This window comes from Pseudomonas sessilinigenes, assembly GCF_003850565.1.
GTDB lineage: Bacteria > Pseudomonadota > Gammaproteobacteria > Pseudomonadales > Pseudomonadaceae > Aquipseudomonas > Aquipseudomonas sessilinigenes.
In genome coordinates, this window is the sequence record NZ_CP027706.1 from 2,983,530 (window position 1) to 3,001,965 (window position 18,436).

Consider the following 18,436-nt stretch of genomic DNA (forward strand, 5'->3'; position numbering starts at 1 on the left):
ACCTACTGGCCTGGGTTCTGGACGTGCACCACGGGAGTGTCTTCGATCTCCACCAACTCGCCTGGGCGGGCATGTTGCAGGCCCTCGACGATGATGCGGTCACCGGGCTTGAGGCCGGCGGTGACGATCCAGCGATCCTGTTGTACGCCCCCCAGATGCACTGGATGCTGCACCACACGGTTCTCGGCGTTGACCAGCAACACCTGGGCAATGCCAGCACCGTCGCGCTGGATGGCGCGCTGCGGCACGCTGATGCCCTGGCGGTCGACGGCCTGCTCCAGGCGTACGCGCACGAAGCTGCCGGGCAACAGGTCCAGGTCCGGGTTGGGGAATTCGCTGCGCAGGATGATCTGCCCGGTGCCCGGGTCGACGCTGATATCGGCGAACAGCAGCTTGCCCGGCAATGGGTAGAAACTGCCGTCGTCCAGGATCAGGGTGGCTTTGGCCTGGTCCTTGCCGACTTGTTGCAACTGCCCGGCCCGCATGGCCCGGCGCAGCTCGTTGAGCTCACGGGTGGACTGGGTCAGGTCGGCATGGATCGGGTCCAGTTGCTGGATCAGTGCCAGGGGCGTGGTTTCGTTCTGGCCGACCAGTGCGCCTTCGGTGACCAGGGCGCGACCGACCCGGCCGGAAATCGGCGCGGTGACGGTGGCATACCCCAGGTTGAGCCGGGCGCGCTGTACCGCCGCCTGGTTCGCCGCCACTTCGGCATCGGCCTGGCGCGTGGCGGCCCGGGCATTGTCATATTCCTGGCTGCTGATGGCCTGGTCGGCCACCAGCTTGGAGTAGCGCTGCTCTTGCAGGCGCGCCTGGAATGCGGTGGCCTCGGCCTTGCGCAGACTGGCGATGGCGCTGTCCAGGTCGGCCTTGAACGGCGCCGGGTCGATACGGAACAGCACGTCGCCCTGCTTGACGTCCGAACCTTCGCGGAAGGTTCGCTGCAGCACCACGCCGGCGACCCGGGCACGCACTTCAGCGATGCGCGGCGCGGCGATGCGCCCGCTCAGTTCACTGGTGATCGATAGCGCCTGGCTCTGGATCGTCTCGGTCCGGACCTTGGGCGGTGGTGCCTTCTGTTCGTCCGCGGCCTTGCCGCAGGCGCTCAACGTCGCGGCCAGAATCACCAGGCAAAGCGGCGTAAAGAGTTTGTTCGACATGCTGATACCCCAATAATGACTCCGGCATGCTAAGAGCGGGAGACAACGCGCGCTGTGAAGCTTCGTAGGCGCTGTGTGAAAAAGTGTGAAGCAGGCGCGCCGGCACGGGCCGGGGCGTATATCCTTGGCGCCTTGCTTGTCCGGTATCTGATAGACGCCGGTACTGTGTATTTCTTCAAAAAGACCTTTCTTCCATGGCCAACATCCTCCTTGTCGAAGACGATCCCGCGCTCTCCGAATTGATTGCCAGCTACCTTGAACGCAATGGCTACCAGGTCAGTGTCATCAGCCGTGGCGACCAGGTGCGCGAGCGAGCCCGGACCAGCCCCCCGGACCTGGTGATCCTCGACCTGATGCTGCCGGGCCTGGATGGCCTGCAGGTATGCCGGCTGCTACGAGCGGATTCGGCCAGCTTGCCGATCCTGATGCTCACCGCCCGTGACGACAGCCACGACCAGGTCCTGGGCCTGGAAATGGGCGCCGACGACTATGTGACAAAACCTTGTGAACCGCGAGTGTTATTGGCCCGGGTGCGCACCTTGTTGCGCCGCAGTAGCCTCGGTGAGCCGCAGACGGCCAGCGACCGGATCCTCATGGGCAACCTGTGCATCGACCTTTCAGAGCGTACCGTGACCTGGCGCGAGCAACTGGTGGAGCTGTCCAGCGGCGAATACAACCTGCTGGTGGTGCTGGCCCGGCATGCTGGCGAAGTATTGAGCCGCGACCAGATCCTGCAGCGTTTGCGTGGCATCGAGTTCAACGGCACCGACCGATCGGTGGACGTGGCCATCTCCAAGCTGCGGCGCAAGTTCGACGATCATGCCGGCGAGGCCCGCAAGATCAAGACCGTGTGGGGCAAAGGCTATCTGTTCAGCCGTTCCGAGTGGGAATGTTGAGTCCATGCTACGCATCCTGGTACGGCTGTACCTGATCACCATCGTCGCCTTCAGTGCGGCGATGTACCTGGTCCCCGACCTGGTGATCAAGGTGTTTCACCAGCGCTTCATCGACTACAACCTGACCAAGTCCCGAGGCCTGCAGGAGTTGATTGCCAGGCAGTTCCGCTCCCAGCCGCCCGCCCAGTGGCCGGCGCTGGCGAAGACGATGGACGAGGACTTCCACCCACTGCAGATCGCCCTGGTACGCATCGACGACCCTGATTTCAGCGCCGACGAACGCGCCCGGCTGCAGGCGGGCAAGAAGGTCGTGCGGGTGGGCGACTGGGGCTCGCGAACGCTTGCGGTTTCGCCGCTGCACGACCAGATGGCGGTCAAGCTGGTGATGCCGCCGGACCCCCTGGACGTCAATTTGTTGTACTGGAGCATCAATGTCCTGATCGGTGCGGTGCTCCTGGCTTGCCTGCTGCTGTGGGTCAGGCCTCACTGGCGTGACCTGGAGCGCCTCAAGCGCACCGCCGAGCGCTTCGGCAAGGGGCACCTGGACGAGCGTACGCAACTGCCGGCCAGCTCCAACATCGGCAGCCTGGCCCATGTGTTCGACACCATGGCCGGGGACATCGAAAAGCTCCTGAACCAACAGCGTGACTTGCTCAATGCGGTGTCCCACGAGTTGCGCACGCCCCTGACCCGGCTCGACTTCGGCCTGGCCCTGGCCCTGTCCGACGACTTGCCCTCGGCCAGCCGCGAGCGCCTGCAGGGGCTGGTGGCGCATATCCGCGAACTGGACGAACTGGTGCTGGAGCTGTTGTCCTACAGCCGATTACAGAATCCAGCGTGCCTGCCGGAGCAGGTCGAAGTGGCCCTGGATGAGTTCATCGACAGCATCCTGGGCAGCGTCGACGATGAACTGGAGTCGGATGTGGTCATCGACGTGCTGCTGTACGGCACCCTGGAGCGTTTCACCCTGGACCCGCGCCTGACCGCGCGGGCCTTGCAGAATCTCTTGCGCAATGCCACCCGCTACTGTGAAAAACGCATCCAGGTCGGGGTGCTGGTGGGGGAGCATGGTTGCGAAATCTGGGTCGACGATGATGGCATCGGCATTCCCGACGATGAGCGGGAGCGGGTCTTCGAGCCTTTCTATCGCCTGGATCGCAGCCGTGATCGTTCCACGGGCGGTTTCGGCCTGGGCCTGGCCATCAGTCGCCGCGCCCTGGAGGCCCAGGGTGGCACGCTGACCGTCGAGGCCTCGCCACTGGGGGGCGCGCGTTTTCTCCTGAGCCTGCCCACGTCGCGCTAACGCGTCAGCCCCGGCAGTGTGGTGCTGACATTAATTTCATGTGGCCGGCGGCGTGCAGGGGTTATTCTCAACGGCGCTTTCCCCTGACCAGGAGGTGCCTCATGAACGACCGGCCCATTCATCATGCTGCGGCCGATGGCTACAAGCAGGCGGCCGATACCTATGCTCGCGGCCGACCCGGCTATCCGCCTGAGCTGGAACCCTGGTTGCGCCAGGTGCTGGAGCTGCAGCCGGACAGGGTAGTGGTGGACCTGGGTGCCGGTACTGGCAAGTTCACTGCGCGACTCCTGGCGACCGGCGCCCAGGTGATTGCCGTGGAGCCTGTGGCGCAGATGCGTGCCAAGCTGGCGCAGCAGTATCCCGATGCCCAGGTCTTGAATGGCAGCGCCGAGGCGATCCCGCTACGTGACGCCTCGGTGGATGTGCTGGCCTGTGCCCAGGCCTTTCATTGGTTCGCCAGCCACCAGGCCCTGGATGAAATCCACCGGGTGCTCAAGCCCAATGGCAAGCTGGCGCTGGTGTGGAACCAGCGCGATGCGCGAGTGCCCTGGGTGGCGCACCTGGAGCGCATCGTCAATGCCCTGCAGGGCGACACGCCACGCTACTACACCGGGGCCTGGCGCCAGGCCTTTCCCCATCCCGGTTTCGGACCGTTGCAGGAGCAGCACTTCAGCCATGGGCACACGGGCCCCGCGCAAGATGTGATCTTCAATCGCGTGCGCTCCACCAGTTTCATCGCCGCGTTGCCTCAGGACCAACGCGATGCGCTGGAGCGACAGCTCGCCGAGCTGGTGGCCAGCGAACCCCAATTGCGGGACAGCCGCGAGGTGACCGTGCCTTATGAGACCGCTGCCTTCTACGCGATAAAGCAGGCCTGAACCGATCACCGAATAAGGCAGCAGGCCAGGCCCAGTCCTGTTTTTGGCCAATGCGCTGCCTTACGGGGCGCGGTTGCCACTTGCTATAGTTCGGCCCTTGTTTGCTGACCAGAGAAGGATCGTCGCCATGTCCGAATACCAAGCCTTTCGTGTCGAACTCGCCGATAACATCGCCCATGTGCAGATCAACCGGCCGGAAAAAATCAACGCCATGAACGCCGCGTTCTGGACCGAGATCGTCGATATCTTCCGCTGGATCGACGATACCGACGCGGTCCGGGTGGTGGTACTCAGTGGCGCCGGCAAGCATTTCTCCTCGGGCATCGACCTGATGCTGCTGGCCGGGGTGGCCAATGAGTTGGGCAAGGACGTGGGGCGCAACGCGCGCCTGCTGCGACGCAAGATCCTTGAACTGCAATCCTCGTTCAACGCCGTGGACAACTGCCGCAAGCCGGTGCTGGCGGCGATCCAGGGCTACTGCCTGGGTGGCGCCATCGACCTGATCAGCGCCTGCGACATGCGTTATGCCGCTGCCGACGCGCAATTCTCGATCAAGGAAATCGACATCGGCATGGCCGCCGATGTCGGCACACTGCAACGTTTGCCACGTATCATCGGTGACGGCATGCTGCGTGAGCTGGCCTACACCGGACGCACCTTCGGCGCCGAGGAAGCGCTCGACATCGGCCTGGTCAATCGCACCTTCGCCGATGCCTCGGGCCTGCTGGACGGGGTCATGGAGATTGCCCGGGAGATTGCCGCCAAGTCGCCGATCGCCGTGGCTGGCACCAAGGAAATGCTCAGCTACATGCGCGACCATCGTATCGACGATGGCCTGGAATACGTCGCCACCTGGAACGCTGCGATGCTCCAGTCCAACGACCTGCGCGTGGCCATCGCCGCCCACATGAGCAAACAGAAACCCGAATTTCTGGACTGATAGAAGATGATTGCACGCTGGAGCACCGCAGTACTCGATACCGACCTTCCCGGCGGCTGGGCCGTGGCCCGTGGCCCGGAGGGTTTTCTCTACGATGACAACGGCGCGCTGTTCCCCCGGCACTGGCTCAAGAGCCAGGACCTGCCGGTATTGGCCGAGCACGGCATCGGCCACCTCGATGGCGAGCCGGTGTACCTGCTGGAGCTCAGTGGCCGTGCCGACGTGCAAGGTTGTGGTTGGAAAGGCCTGCGGGCCTTCATGCTGGAGAGCGACCACACCCTGTACAAGGTGCTCGGTTATGCGGCGCAGATCGGCACCTGGGCCCGGGAGCACCGGTTCTGCGGGAGTTGCGGGAAACCCACGGTGCAGGTGCCGCTCGAGCGTGCCATGTACTGCCAGGGCTGCGACCTGCGGGCCTATCCGCGGATCTCGCCGAGCATGATCGTGCTGATTACCCGTGGCGACGAGATCCTGCTGGCGCGTTCGCCACGTTTCGTCACCGGGGTCTACAGCACCTTGGCAGGTTTTGCCGAGCCCGGTGAGTCGGCAGAGGATTGCCTGGTCCGCGAGGTGCGCGAGGAGGTGAGCATCGAAGTCCGCAACATCCAGTACGTGGGCAGCCAGTGCTGGCCGTTCCCGCATTCGATGATGCTGGGCTTCCATGCCGAGTACGCCAGTGGCGAGATCCTGCCCCAGGAAGACGAGATCGAGGATGCCCAGTGGTTCAATGTGCACGCGCTGCCGCCGTTGCCAGCGTCGCGCTCGATTGCCCGCTACCTGATCGACCTCTATGTGGCCCGTCGCTTAGGCCACGCTGAACCAGTGCTGCCAGGCTAGGCGCACAGTCAGGCCCAGGACCACGGTGATGAACACCGGGCGAATGAACTTGGCACCACCGCTGATGGCGGTGCGTGCCCCGAAGAAGGCCCCGACCATCACCGACAGGCCCATGCTCAGGCCGATGATCCAATCCACCTGCCCGGAAAAGACAAACACCGCCAGCGCCGCGATGTTGCTGACGAAGTTCATGCTGCGCGCCACGCCGCTGGCCTTGACCAGGTCGATGGGGTAGAGCAGCAGGCTGCTGACCGTCCAGAACGCGCCCGTGCCGGGACCGGCCACGCCATCGTAGAAGCCCAGGCTGAAGCCCTGGGTCGATTGCCATTTCTTCTTGATCGGTGCGTCGCTGTCCAGCGGTGCCTTGGGCGTGCCGCCGAACAGCAGGTACAGGCCGCATGCGAAGACGATCACCGGCAGCATCTTGTTCAGCCACTCGGCAGGCAGGTAGTGGGCGACGATGGCCCCGGCCAGCGCGCCCACCAGGGTGCCGATGATGGCGTGCATCCACTGTCGGGGGTGGAACAGCTTGCGCCGATAGAAGGTGAAGCTGGCGGTGGCCGAGCCGAAGGTCGAGCTGAGCTTGTTGGTGCCCAGTACCAGGTGCGGTGGCAGGCCCGCGGTGAGCAGGGCCGGCGTGGTGAGCAGGCCGCCCCCGCCGGCAATGGCATCGATGAAACCGGCGATAAAGGCCACGAGGGCGAGAACGGCGAGGGTGGTCAGGTCAACGCTGAGATCGAAGGGCATGGAATCGGCTTATTTCGGCGGGAGCGCAGGGGGCGCGAAAGCCTGACATCTTACCTGCATCCCGCGCCCTGGTGCGACTGCGACCAAGGTCCTGGCCCGACACCCTGCCAAGGGTGAGTTGCAGCCGCTTCAGGCCTTGGGCCCGTTGCCGATCTTCCAGGCGAACGGCGGTTCGGTGCCGTTGATGTGCCAGTCACCGACGATCCGCGCCTTGTAGATCGCCGGATTGTGCGATGACACGGTTCGGGCATTGCGCCAGTGCCGGTCCAGGGCCTTGCCCCGGCGCACATCCGAGGCTCCAAGGGCATTGAACAGCTCACTGGTGGCACGCTGGACCAGCTCGGTGACCGCCACTTGGGCGCTGGCCGATTCGATCTCCGCTGCCACATTGGTTTCGTGCTCCTGCGCCGGGTCCCCGGCAAAGCGCGCCAGGTAGGCCTGTTGCGCCGGCAGGGCGGCCCGCAGGGTGGCGGCTTCGGCGACATAGACCAGGGCTGCGATCTCGCCCACCACCTGCTGCACCTGGGCATCGGCACTGGCTCGTGGTGCATTGCCATGGCTATAGATGCGCTGGCGTACCCGTACCTCATGGGCGACGTCGCGCAAGGCCGCGCGGCCGATACCGGCCAGAGTCGCCAGCAGCACCAGTTGGTAGAAGGCGGTCTGGTACTTGAAGCGGGTGGCGAAGTCGATGACGTTGTCGGCCTCCACCTCGGCCTGGGTGAATCGGGTGGTGCCGCTGCCGGTGGTGCGCTGGCCGAAGCCGTCCCAGTCGTCGCTCTGCTCGACGCCTGGCTGGTGGGTGCGCACGGCGGCGATCACGTTTTCACCGGTGTCGCTGCGCTGGGCGTAGACATCGATCCAGTCGGAGAAAATACTCCCGGTGCTGTAGAACTTCTCGCCGTCCAGCCGCCAGCCCTTGCCGTGGGGGCTGACCTTGGTCAGCACCTGGCCGATCTCCACCGCGCCGATTTCGGTCCAGGCGCAGCCGACGATGTCCCCCGCGACGAAGCGCTTGAACCACAGGTCGCGCCCGGGCCCTGGAGCCGCGTTGAGCCGGTCCTCGGCAAAGGCGAAGTGCCCACGCAGGGCCTGGGGCAGGTTGGCGTCGGCCGCGGCCAATTCGATCAGCAACTGGAACAGCTGGGGCAGTGAGGCACCACCGCCGCCGTACTCGACGGGCACCCGTACCGCACCGAACCCCGCCTCCTTGAGCCAGCGGATGGCTTCGTGAGGCAGCTCGCGCTGCTGCTCGCGTTCCACGGCGCCTGTGGCGATACGCTGGAAGATCGGTCGGAAGCGCTCGGCCAGGGGTTCGTAGTCGACCCCGGTGGACAGTGGATTGATTACCTGGTGTTCGGTCATGGCATGGCTCCGCAATCGGCAGGAAAAGACAAAAGGTCCTGCAGGTGATTGCACACAGCATGCCGACCGTCATGGCTCCGGTTTTGCTGGTCGGGCCAGTGCCCAGTCCGCCGGCAACTGTTGCCCTGGCAACAGCCCTGCAACAAATCGTTGTCCGCAATACTTTCCCGCCTGGTTGATCGGTAGCTGGTGATCCCGGAAAACTACCGTGGTGCACTGCATCCGTGTAGCCGCTGCCGAAGGCTGCGCATGGCCCGCGGGGCCACAGGGGGCACTGGATCATTGAAGGCCTGGCGGCCTTGTCGCCACCTCGCAGGCTCGGCAGAGGTGACCGCTCGCTGCGGGTTTGGCACGCATGCTGCTCGGGACCCCTGTACCTTTCCCATCCCGAGGACCGAGCCATGAGTCAGCAAGCCGTGAAATTCGCCTACTGGGTGCCCAACGTCAGCGGCGGCCTGGTGGTCAGCAAGATCGCGCAGCGTACCCACTGGGGCATCGACTACAACCGCAAGCTGGCGCAGATCGCCGAGGCTGCCGGTTTCGAATACGCCCTGACGCAGATCCGCTTTACCGCCGGCTACGGCGCCGAGTACCAGCATGAGTCGGTGGCGTTCAGCCATGCGCTGCTGGCCGCCACCAGCAAGCTCAAGGTCATCGCGGCGATCCTGCCCGGGCCCTGGCAGCCGGCCTTGGCGGCCAAGCAGTTGGCGACCATCGACCAACTGACCGAGGGGCGCATCGCCGTGAACATCGTCAGTGGCTGGTTCAAGGGCGAGTTCCAGGCCATCGGCGAGCATTGGCTGGAGCACGACGAGCGCTATCGCCGCTCCGAGGAGTTCATCCGCTGCCTGCGCGGGGTGTGGAGCCAGGAGCATTTCACCTTCAAGGGCGACTTCTACCGTTTCGACAACTACAGCCTCAAGCCCAAGCCCCTGGGGCGACCGGAAATCTTCCAGGGCGGCAGCTCCCGAGCGGCCCGGGACATGGCCGCGAGGGTGTCGGACTGGTACTTCACCAACGGCAACAGCGTGGAGGGGATCAAGGCCCAGGTCGATGACATCCGCGCCAAGGCCGCGACCAACCAGCATCAGGTGAAGATTGGGGTGAATGCCTTCGTGATTGCCCGGGATACCGAGCAAGAGGCGCAGGCGGTGCTGCAACAGATCATCGACCAGGCCGATCCAGAGGCGGTCAGGGCCTTCGGTGATGCGGCCAGGCAGGCTGGCCAGGCCTCGCCGGAAGGAGAGGGCAACTGGGCCAAGTCGAGCTTCGAGGACCTGGTGCAATACAACGACGGTTTCAAGACCAACCTGATCGGTACCCCGCAGCAGATTGCCCAGCGAATCGTCGAGCTCAAGGCGGTGGGTGTGGACCTGGTACTGGCGGGATTCCTGCATTTCCAGGAGGAAGTGGAGTACTTCGGCCGCCGCGTACTGCCCCTGGTACGCGAGCTGGAGGCCCAGGCCGGGCAGGACGCCGCGGCCTGATGCGTCGAAGGCCCCGTGGCCTTCATGCTTCGTGTAGCCGCTGCCCCAGGCTGCGCATGGCCCGCAGGGCCGCAGGGGCCCTGGAGCATGCAGGCCTGGCAGCCTGGTCGCAGCCTCGCAAGCTCGGCAGCGGCTACAAGGTCGTGGCGATTACAGGCCCAGTTCGGAGAGGCCCGGGTGATCGTCCGGGCGCCGCCCCAGGGGCCAGTGGAACTTGCGCTCGCTGGCCTTGATCGGCATGTCGTTGATACAGGCGAAGCGCCGGGCCATCAGCCCCTGTTCATCGAACTCCCAGTTTTCGTTGCCGTAGGAACGGAACCAGTTACCGGAGTCGTCGTGCCATTCGTAGGCATAACGCACGGCAATGCGGTTGTCGGTAAAGGCCCAGAGTTCCTTGATCAGCCGGTAGTCCAGTTCCTTGGCCCATTTGCGGGTGAGGAAGGCCTTGGCTTGCTCCCGGTCATGGGCGAACTCGGCGCGGTTGCGCCACTGGGTATCCAGGGTGTAGGCCAGGGATACTCGTTCCGGGTCCCGCGAGTTCCAGCCATCTTCGGCCAGGCGGATCTTCTCGATCGCCGATTCACGGGTGAAAGGGGGAAGCGGTGGGCGCACTTGGGTGTTAGACGACATGGGTAGTCTCCAATGAAAGTTGCAGTTCCAACTAAGGCGTAGCACTGCTTCGGGTCGATCAGAGATCCAATAACTTTCGCGCCATGCATTGCGCATTATCGGCAGCACTGTAATCGCCCATGACCAGCGCAACGGTAATGGCACCATCGATCAGGATCAGCAGCTGTGCCGCCAGTTCCGAAGGTTGTTGCGTGCCATGTTCCTGGCAAAGTTCGACCAGATAGTCGAGCAGCTTCTGTTTGTGCCGTTTCGCTACCTGGCGCACCGGGTCTTGCGGATCACCGGTTTCACCACTGGTATTGATGAAGGCGCAGCCGCGAAAGTCTTCGCGGCCGAACCACTCCTTGAGTACGCTGAACAGCGCCAGCAGGCGTTGGGCAGAGCCCTGGGCCTTGCCCACTTCGCTGCGGTACCAGTGCATCCAGCGCTCGTCGCGCCGCTCCAGGGCGGCCACGACCAATTGTTCCTTATTGTCGAAATAGCGATAGACGCTCTTTCGAGAAACCCCGGCAGTCTTGACCAGAAGATCCATGCCGGTGGCGGCGATACCACTTTTATAGATCAGTTTCTCGGTGACATCGAGAATGATATCGCGTGTTTCTGAGTGAGTAATTTCGTTCATGGGCAAAGAGTAGAACGATCGTTCTCCTTGGTCAATGGGGTTGTTCGAATCATTCATCCACGCAGGACTTCGACTGCCTGTGTATCGGCCACTACAGGCTTTGTACAGGCCAGATAGAGGACTGCGACCTATCCATGGTGTAAGCTCTTGCGCTCTTTGAATCTGAGCCACTGCCAACCCTATGCCGTTGCTTTTCAAGCGTTCCCTGCTGCCCAAGCTGCGCAGCTTTCCCCTGGCCCCCGATGCCTTCACCACGCTGTGTGGTGCGGCGCAGTTTCGCCAAACCCTGCTGGAGCAGATCGCCCAGGCTACCCAACGCATCTATATCGTTGCCCTGTACCTGCAGCAGGATGAAGCTGGCCAGGAGATCCTCGATGCCCTGCATGCTGCCAAGGCCGCTCGTCCCGAGCTGGACATCGTGGTGGTGGTGGATTGGATGCGCGCCCAACGCGGCCTGATCGGCGCTGGCAAGCAGCCGGGCAATTCGGCCTGGTACCAGGAAATGACCCGCACCCACGCCAGTGTGGTGCCGATCTACGGCGTACCGGTGCAGACCCGGGAGCTGTTCGGGGTCCTGCACCTGAAGGGGTTCGTGATCGACGATTGCGTGCTCTACAGCGGCGCCAGCCTGAACAACGTGTACCTGCACAAATTCGACAAGTACCGGTTCGACCGCTATCACCTGCTGCACAATCGCGCCCTGGCCGACTCCATGCATCACCTGGTGCAGCATGGCCTGGTGGAATCGCGGGCGGTGCATCGCCTGGACCTGCCAAAGCTGCCGACGACTCGCAGCTTGCGCAATGACATCGGCGACCTGCGCAGCCGGCTCAAGCATGCAGCCTACGACACCACGGCCGGCAGCCTGGAGCGCAACGGGTTATCCGTCAGTCCGCTGCTGGGAGTGGGCAAGGGCAACCCGCTGAACCGCGTGATCTGCGAACTGATGGCCGGGGCCCAGAAGCAGCTGACCATCTGCACCCCGTATTTCAACCTGCCATTGCCAGTGGTCCGGGAAATCAACCGGGCCCTGGAGCGGGGAGTGAAGATCGACATCATCGTTGGCGACAAGACCGCCAACGACTTCTATATCCCCCCCAGCGAGCCGTTCAAGGTCATCGCTGCCTTGCCCTATCTGTACGAGATCAGCCTGCGGCGCTTCGCCAAGCGGCATCAGAAGTACATCGACAATGGACAGTTGAACCTGCACCTATGGCGCGATGGCGATAACAGCTACCACCTCAAGGGCCTGTGGATCGACGAGCGCTACACCTTGCTCACCGGCAACAACCTCAACCCACGGGCATTCCGCCTGGACCTGGAAAATGCCCTGCTGCTGGACGACCCCAAGGGTGAGTTGCTGGCGGCGCGTAGTGCCGAGCAGGCCGAGATCTATCGCCATACCCGGCGTATCGAGCATTTCCAGTCGCTGGACAGCTTGGCCGATTACCCGGAGGCGGTGAGCAAGTTCCTGCGCCGGGTCAGCCGCGTGCGCATCGAGCGCCTGCTGTATCGCATCCTCTGATCTGTGCCGCTAGGCCCTTCAGGCGTTGGGTATCACCGTGCTCCTGCGGGGCCTGCGGCAGCGGCTACACGAAGCTCGAATCTGTACCGCAGCCTCGCCTGCAAGGCTGCGCAAGAGGGCCGCAGGCCCTTTGCGCAAGTCGATATCGACGTAGGGCAGCGGCCAGTGGATCAGCTTTGCTTGGGTGGGTAAGGCCACAGCGCCACCAACGCCAGTAGCACTGCCGCCAGCAGATAGGGCAGGCGTGGCTCCATGGCGTAGATCAAGGTGCCGGCCATTGGCCCGACCACCGCCCCCAGGCCCTGGGCTGCGCCGATGCTGCCGGCCGTGGCGCCTTGCTCCGAGGCTTGCACCGAATTGGCCGCCAGGGCCGAGAACGACGGGAATATCCCGCCCATGCCCGCCGCCGAGACGAAGAACGCCAGCCACAGGCTCCAGGCGCTGTCCGCCAGCATCGCCCCGGCATAACCCACGGCTGAAAGCAGGGCGCCGGCGCGGATCATCCGCAGTGGCGCCCATTCCAGCTTGCGCACCACCAGTTGGGCGCAGATCAGGGCCACACCGACCATGGTCAGGGCGATCCCGGCGGTCTGCGCCGCATCGGCGGAGTTCATCTGCAGCCGGTCCATGGCATAGAAGCTCACGGTGATCTGGGCCAGCGTCACGCAGAGCATGGCGACGAAGGCCACCACCATTGGCCGGGCCAGCCGCGGATCGTTCAGGCGAACCCGGCCAGGCGTCTGGGCCAGGTGCAACTCCTGGCGGGGCAGTTGCCGGTACATCACCACCAGCGCCAGCAGCGGCAGGATAGCCATGACGTAGAAGGGCAGGCTCAGGCTGTGCCGGGCCAGCAGCGCGGCAGCGGCCGGCCCTACCACCAGGCCCACGGCGTTGGCTGCACCCAGGGTGGCCATGGCCCGGGCCCGATGCTGGGGTTCGAAGTGGTCGGCCACCAGGGCGAATCCGCCCACCGGCACTGCCGCGTAGAAGGCGCCGATCAAGCCACGGCCCAGTACCAGGCCGGCGAAGGCCACGGCGACACTGGGCAAGGTCCGCAGGGATACATCGATGAACAGGCACAGGGCCCAGTAAGCCAGGGTGAAGCCGGCGATCCCGACCAGCAACACCCGGCGGCGGCCATAGCGATCGCTGGCCTGGCCCCAGGGGCGCGCCAGCAGCACCCAGATCACCCCGGCCACGGTCACTGCCACACCGGCATGCCAGGTTTCCAGATGCAGTACCCGAGAGATCGGGCCGATCAGCGAGACGAAGGCCATCATCGACATGGTGCAGGCCATGTAGGCCGCCATCAGCGGCAAGAGCGAGAGGGGCCTGGAGGCCGAGGGGGTGGGCATAGCAGGTCTTCCATGAGGAACATCGGGGCGTGCACGTTATCGGGATAACGCACGGCTGCCCAGGCCTAATTGCAGCGCAAGCGGGGGGGAGCGATGGAGCAGGAACCGGCATGCCGGTTCCCGCCAGGGGCCGCGGAGTCAGTTCAGGCCCAGCTTGCCGCGCAGGGTGGAGAGGTCCTCGGCCAGGGTGTTGACCGGGCCCACCAGGGCCTTGCGGTCGTTCTCCTTGACCTTGTCGTAGGTCATGAAGCCACCGTCCGCAGTCTTGTACTTGGCCAGGATCTTGTTCACGGTGGCGAAGTTCTTGTCCACCTTGGCGACAAAGGCCTTGTCCTGCTTCTCGATCTGCGGACGGAACAGATCGACGATTTTCTTCGCCCCGTCGATGTTGCCCTGGAAGTCGTAGAGGTCGGTGTGGCTGTAGCGATCTTCTTCACCGGAGATCTTGGTCGCAGCGACTTCCTCGAGCAGGGCAGCGGCCCCGCCGACCACTTTTTCCGGTGGGAAGGTCAAGCCGGCGACGCGCGCCTGCAGGTCCTTGACGTCCTTGTTCAGGCGGTCGGCCAGGTCGCCCAGGCCCTGGGTGCTGTTCTCTGAAAACAACGAGTACTCCAGGCGGTGGAAGCCAGTGAAGTCCTCGGCCTTGACCCCTTGTTCATGGTCGTCGACGCGGGAGTCGATAGAGGCATCCAGGTCGCTGAACAGCTCGGCGATCGGCTCGATCGACTCGTAGTAGACCCGGGTCGGCGCATAGAGCTGCCGGGCCTTGGCCAAGTCGCCCTGTTTCACCGCATCGGTGAATTGCTGGGTATGGCTGGCCAGTTCGTCGAGCTGTTCAGTGACGTAGATCTTGTAGTCGGAGATCGGCCCCACCAGCTCCAGGGGCGCGGGGGCGGCCAGGGCCGACAGCGGAGCGTGGAGCAAGCCAAGGGTCAGCAACACAGCGAGAGGCGACTTTTTCATGGGACGTTTCCGTGGGGGTTATTGTAGGGGGCGATCAGGCATTGGCCTTGGCAGCCGTGGCGGCGAGCAGCGAGCGACCGATGAAGTCCTGGTCGCCCGTGACCCCCGGCAGGGTGAAGAAATAACCGCCGCCAGTGGGCTTGAGGTACTCCTCCAGGGGTTCGCCGTTGAGTCGGGTCTGCACGGTGATGAAGCCTTTCTCCAGGTCCGCCTGGTAGCAGATGAACAACAGGCCCATGTCCAACTGGCCGTTCTTGTTCACGCCATTGGAATAGTTGAACGGCCGGCGCAGGATCAGGTTCTGCTGGGTCTTGGCGGTGCGCGGGTTGGCCAGGCGGATGTGGGCATCGAGCTTGGTCACCTTGCCGTGGGGGTCCTTGGCGTAGTCGGGAACCTGGCTTTCGTGATGGCCGTCCATGGGGGCGCCGCTGGCCTTGATCCGGCCCAGGATGCTTTCCTGTTCCTGCAGTGGGGTACGGTCCCAGCGTTCGACGAAGTTACGGATGATGCGCACCGCCTGGTAGCTGCCGTGGGTGGCCCAGGCCGGCTCGTCGCTGCCAGGCTGGACCCAGACGATCTGCTGCATGGCCTTCTGGTCGTTGGAATCGGGGTTGGCCGAGCCATCGCGAAAGCCCAGGAAGTTGCGCGCGCTCTGTGCCGGTTCGCCCGGCTTGGCCGGGGCCTGGGGCGGTACGCTGCCTTCCTGTTTCCAGCGCACCAGCAGCAGGTCGGGCAGGTTCTTCACGATGTCGCGCAGGGCATGGATATTGGTGTCGGCGGTGTTGGAACAGAACTGCAGGCTCAGGTCGCCATGGCAGCAGGCCGGTTCCAGGGCGTCGTTGGGAAAGCCCACCATGCGTACCAGGCGCTTGGGCTTGGCTTCGGCCAGGCCGAAGCGTTCGTCGAACAGTGACTCGCCCACCGAGACGGTGATGGTCAGGTTGTCCGGGGTGACCACCGGACCGAGGATGCCGGAGTCCAGTGGCGGCAGTTTTGCGTCGACCTGGGTCACGGGGCCGCCCTGCATGAGGAAGGCGATGCGTTCGTTGAGGGTGCGGAACAGGCGCTCCAGGTCCTCGCGGTCGCTGGCCAGCACATCGAACGCCACCATCATTCCTGCGGTGGGGCGCGCAGTGACGATTCCGCTCTGGTGCTGGCCGTGGAAGTCGTTGCGTTCCTGGGTCTTGTCGCTGCTGGGGGCCACGGTCACTTGGGGCGGTGCTTGTCCGGCCAGGGCCGGGCTCGCCAGGCTGCTGCCGGCCAGGGCGACGCTGGCGGCGCCCATGCCCAGCAAGACACGTCGGCGTTGGGCGGAAAATGACGGATTGGACTGATCTGAATCGTTCATTGCGCAGGACTCGTGTCGTTACAGGCCGGAGAGGCCCAATGCGGGATCGATGCCGTCCAGGGCGTCGGCCAGGGTCTTGGCCTTGTCGGCGATCTCCTTGCGTTGCTCGCCACTGACCTGGTCGTAGCCCAGGTAGCCGAAGCCGTCGCGCAGGCTATCCAGGCGTGCGGCCAGGGCGGTGGCGGCGTTGTCCACCGGTGGCAGCACCTGGGCCGCCGACTTGGCCAGTAGCGGTCGCAGCAGGTCGATGACCTTGCGTGTGGTTTCCAGGTTGGCGGCAAAACCGCCCAGGTCGCTGTGGCTATAGCGCTCCTCTTCACCGCTGCTGGCACGCAGGTCGGCGAGGCTGTGCATGTTGCGCGCCACGATGCTCACCAGTTGTTCGGGCGGCAGGGCCTGGGCCAGCAACTGTTCCTTGAGGTTGCCGACATCCTTGGACAAGGCTTGGGCCACTGGCGCCAGGCCTGCCAGGTCACGTTGCTGGAACAGGCCGTACTCCAGGCGATGGAAACCGCCGAAACCGGGGTCCTGTTCACGCTTTTCGAAGTAATCGGCACGGGCGTTGATCGCATTGTCCAGCTCGGCCAGGCGCTGCGCGGCCGGGGCCAGGCGTTGATAGGCGGCGCGGGCGGGCACGTACAGAGCTTGGGCCTGCTTCAGGTCGCCAGCTTCGATGGCCTGCTGCAAGGCCGCGACGGCCTTGACCAGGGCACTGCCCTGGGTGCTCAGGTAGACGCGGAACTCTGATAGGGGACCGATAAAGGCCACCATCGATGGCCGTGCCTTGGCCTGGGCCTCGGACTCGGCGGTCGGGGTGACATGCAGGGTCCCCCTGGGGTTGCTCAACAGGCCGCAGGTGATGGCGTAGTCCCCGGGCTGCAGGTTGGCGTTGATCACCTGGCTCAGGCCCGGGGCGATGTTTTCCCGTTCCTCGACCACCAGCACGCCATCGAGGATTTCCCACTCCACGGCGCGCTCAGAGCGGTTGACGATGCGAAAGCTGGCGCGGCCGGCGGGCACGGTAAGCGCATTGGGCTCGCAGCTGTGGGGGTGGATGGTCACGGTGATCTCGCCCTGGTGGGCCTGGCGCTTGCTGGCCGCCAGTTGCGAGGCGTAGTAGAACAGCCCGCCGGCGGCGATCATCACGATCACCGAGCCGGCGACCGCCCAACGCAGAGCGCGGGGCGGCGAGGCCTGGGGAGAGGCTTGCTGGGTCATGGGGAGCCTTACTGACTGGAAACGGAAGACGATGGGCCGGGCGCCTTGGCAGGCGCGGCGCCGGGCAGGAAGAACAGCACCAGGGTCACGGCCAGGTACAGCACATAGGCGCCCAGGGTGCTGATGGTGGGGGCGTCCTGGTAGCCGAACATGCCGGCCAGCACCGAGCCCAGCGGGCCGTCCATGGGCAGGCTGGCGCTGAAGTCGAAGAGCACGGTCTGCAGGTGGTTCCACAGCCCGGCTTCATGCAGTGCCTGTACCGAGTTGGCCAGGATGCCGGCGGCTACCACCAGGATGAACAGCCCGGTCCAGCGGAAGAACACCGCAAGGTTCAGGCGCATGCTGCCGGTGTAGATCAGGAAGCCGACGATAATGGCCGTCACCAACCCCAGCAATGCACCGATGGGCGCGCCCGGGCCTTCACTCTGTTGGAACACCGCCAACAGGAAGAACACGGTCTCCAGGCCCTCCCGGGCGACGGCGAAGAACACCATGGCGACCAGGGCGATCACCTGGTGCCGGGAGCCGGCCAGGGCCTGGTCCAGGGAGGCTTGCAGGGAGTGCTTGATGGAACGTGCGACCTTGCGCATCCAGAACACCATGGAGCTGAGGATGCCCACGGCCACCAGGCCGACGATGCCTTCGAACAGTTCTTGTTGCTTCTGCGGGAACTCGGCGCTCATCAGTTCCAGGCCGCCACCGACCAGCAGGGCCAGGGCAGCCGCGAGAAAGACGCCGATCCACACCGCTGGCATCCACTGGCCGCGGCCTGTCTGTTGCAGGTAGCTGGCGATGATGCCAACGATGAGCGCGGCTTCGATCCCTTCGCGCAGCATGATCAGAAATGGAACGAGCATTCAGCACCAGCGGATGAACTAGGTAGGGAGCTAAGTTGTAACATAATGATACTCATTGCTAAATGAAGATTGTTGACAGCCGCTGAACGGAAGCTGAACGAGATTTGTTTACCAGAATAGCCGCGCATCGGGATTCCTTGCGGTCATTGGTCCGGTATCCCCGGGCAACTTCAGTGCATGGCTAAGCACGGTTGGCCGGGCAGGGCAGCAGGCATCGTTGCCTTGGGCGGCAATGACGAGAAAGTACTTCGATCTGGTGCGGGGAAGAGAGGCTGGCCCACTGGCCAGCCATGAAGATGAAGACGCGT

17 protein-coding genes are annotated in these 18,436 nt (G+C 64.4%); 7 read left to right on the top strand and 10 right to left on the bottom strand.

Annotated elements, in window-relative coordinates:
- Window positions 1–2: 2 nt before the first annotated feature.
- Window positions 3–1,157 (bottom strand): efflux RND transporter periplasmic adaptor subunit, encoded by a 1,155-nt coding sequence (locus C4K39_RS13890; protein ID WP_068588335.1) that lies wholly within the window; start codon window positions 1,155–1,157, stop codon window positions 3–5.
- Between the two features lie 194 nt (window positions 1,158–1,351).
- Here C4K39_RS13890 and C4K39_RS13895 point away from each other — a divergent pair, with 194 nt between their 5' ends.
- From C4K39_RS13895 to nudC, 5 genes are all read left to right on the top strand, one after another.
- Window positions 1,352–2,053 (top strand): response regulator, encoded by a 702-nt coding sequence (locus C4K39_RS13895; RefSeq protein WP_068588340.1) that lies wholly within the window; start codon window positions 1,352–1,354, stop codon window positions 2,051–2,053.
- 4 nt (window positions 2,054–2,057) lie between these two features.
- Complete coding sequence (locus tag C4K39_RS13900) at window positions 2,058–3,356, top strand: ATP-binding protein (protein WP_124346706.1); 1,299 nt, start codon at window positions 2,058–2,060, stop codon at window positions 3,354–3,356.
- Window positions 3,357–3,457: 101 nt separating this feature from the next.
- The gene (locus C4K39_RS13905) at window positions 3,458–4,234 is read left to right on the top strand and encodes a class I SAM-dependent methyltransferase (RefSeq protein WP_124346707.1); all 777 of its coding nucleotides are present in this window, start codon (window positions 3,458–3,460) and stop codon (window positions 4,232–4,234) included.
- A 127-nt stretch (window positions 4,235–4,361) separates the two neighbouring features.
- Complete coding sequence (locus C4K39_RS13910; RefSeq protein ID WP_068588347.1) at window positions 4,362–5,174, top strand: crotonase/enoyl-CoA hydratase family protein; 813 nt, start codon at window positions 4,362–4,364, stop codon at window positions 5,172–5,174.
- 6 nt (window positions 5,175–5,180) lie between these two features.
- Window positions 5,181–6,011, top strand: a complete 831-nt coding sequence (gene nudC, locus C4K39_RS13915; RefSeq protein WP_068588351.1) for an NAD(+) diphosphatase — start codon at window positions 5,181–5,183, stop codon at window positions 6,009–6,011.
- On the opposite strand, the gene C4K39_RS13920 is transcribed toward nudC, so the two are convergent.
- On the bottom strand, window positions 5,979–6,758 hold the full coding sequence (locus C4K39_RS13920) for a TSUP family transporter (RefSeq protein ID WP_068588353.1): 780 nt from the start codon (window positions 6,756–6,758) through the stop codon (window positions 5,979–5,981). The two genes, nudC and C4K39_RS13920, sit on opposite strands and share 33 nt — an antisense overlap.
- 129 nt (window positions 6,759–6,887) lie before the next feature.
- On the bottom strand, window positions 6,888–8,123 hold the full coding sequence (locus C4K39_RS13925; protein WP_124346708.1) for an acyl-CoA dehydrogenase family protein: 1,236 nt from the start codon (window positions 8,121–8,123) through the stop codon (window positions 6,888–6,890).
- A gap of 401 nt (window positions 8,124–8,524) precedes the next feature.
- Between C4K39_RS13925 and sfnG the strand changes: the two genes are divergently transcribed.
- Window positions 8,525–9,610 carry a dimethylsulfone monooxygenase SfnG gene (sfnG, locus tag C4K39_RS13930; RefSeq protein WP_124346709.1) on the top strand — a complete coding sequence of 362 codons (1,086 nt, stop codon included), beginning with the start codon at window positions 8,525–8,527 and terminating at the stop codon, window positions 9,608–9,610.
- Between the two features lie 150 nt (window positions 9,611–9,760).
- On the opposite strand, the gene C4K39_RS13935 is transcribed toward sfnG, so the two are convergent.
- Together C4K39_RS13935 and C4K39_RS13940 are read right to left on the bottom strand one after the other, a co-directional pair.
- Window positions 9,761–10,240 (bottom strand): nuclear transport factor 2 family protein, encoded by a 480-nt coding sequence (locus tag C4K39_RS13935; protein WP_068588363.1) that lies wholly within the window; start codon window positions 10,238–10,240, stop codon window positions 9,761–9,763.
- A gap of 58 nt (window positions 10,241–10,298) precedes the next feature.
- A complete protein-coding gene (locus C4K39_RS13940; protein ID WP_124348347.1) occupies window positions 10,299–10,862 on the bottom strand; it encodes a TetR/AcrR family transcriptional regulator in 564 nt (187 codons plus the stop codon).
- Window positions 10,863–11,043: 181 nt separating this feature from the next.
- Here C4K39_RS13940 and pssA point away from each other — a divergent pair, with 181 nt between their 5' ends.
- Window positions 11,044–12,387, top strand: coding sequence for a CDP-diacylglycerol--serine O-phosphatidyltransferase (gene pssA, locus C4K39_RS13945; protein WP_068588370.1), 1,344 nt, complete (start codon window positions 11,044–11,046; stop codon window positions 12,385–12,387).
- A 170-nt stretch (window positions 12,388–12,557) separates the two neighbouring features.
- On the opposite strand, the gene C4K39_RS13950 is transcribed toward pssA, so the two are convergent.
- The 5 genes from C4K39_RS13950 to efeU all read right to left on the bottom strand — a co-directional run bounded on the left by C4K39_RS13950 (window position 12,558) and on the right by efeU (window position 18,128).
- Window positions 12,558–13,742, bottom strand: a complete 1,185-nt coding sequence (locus C4K39_RS13950) for an MFS transporter (RefSeq protein ID WP_068588372.1) — start codon at window positions 13,740–13,742, stop codon at window positions 12,558–12,560.
- A 138-nt stretch (window positions 13,743–13,880) separates the two neighbouring features.
- Window positions 13,881–14,705, bottom strand: coding sequence for an iron uptake system protein EfeO (gene efeO / locus C4K39_RS13955; RefSeq protein WP_022644256.1), 825 nt, complete (start codon window positions 14,703–14,705; stop codon window positions 13,881–13,883).
- Window positions 14,706–14,739: 34 nt separating this feature from the next.
- The gene (gene efeB / locus C4K39_RS13960) at window positions 14,740–16,053 is read right to left on the bottom strand and encodes an iron uptake transporter deferrochelatase/peroxidase subunit (RefSeq protein ID WP_124346710.1); all 1,314 of its coding nucleotides are present in this window, start codon (window positions 16,051–16,053) and stop codon (window positions 14,740–14,742) included.
- 18 nt (window positions 16,054–16,071) lie between these two features.
- Window positions 16,072–17,271, bottom strand: coding sequence for an iron uptake system protein EfeO (gene efeO, locus C4K39_RS13965; protein WP_068588376.1), 1,200 nt, complete (start codon window positions 17,269–17,271; stop codon window positions 16,072–16,074).
- 8 nt (window positions 17,272–17,279) lie between these two features.
- Window positions 17,280–18,128, bottom strand: coding sequence for an iron uptake transporter permease EfeU (gene efeU / locus C4K39_RS13970; protein ID WP_124346711.1), 849 nt, complete (start codon window positions 18,126–18,128; stop codon window positions 17,280–17,282).
- Window positions 18,129–18,436 lie beyond the last annotated feature (308 nt).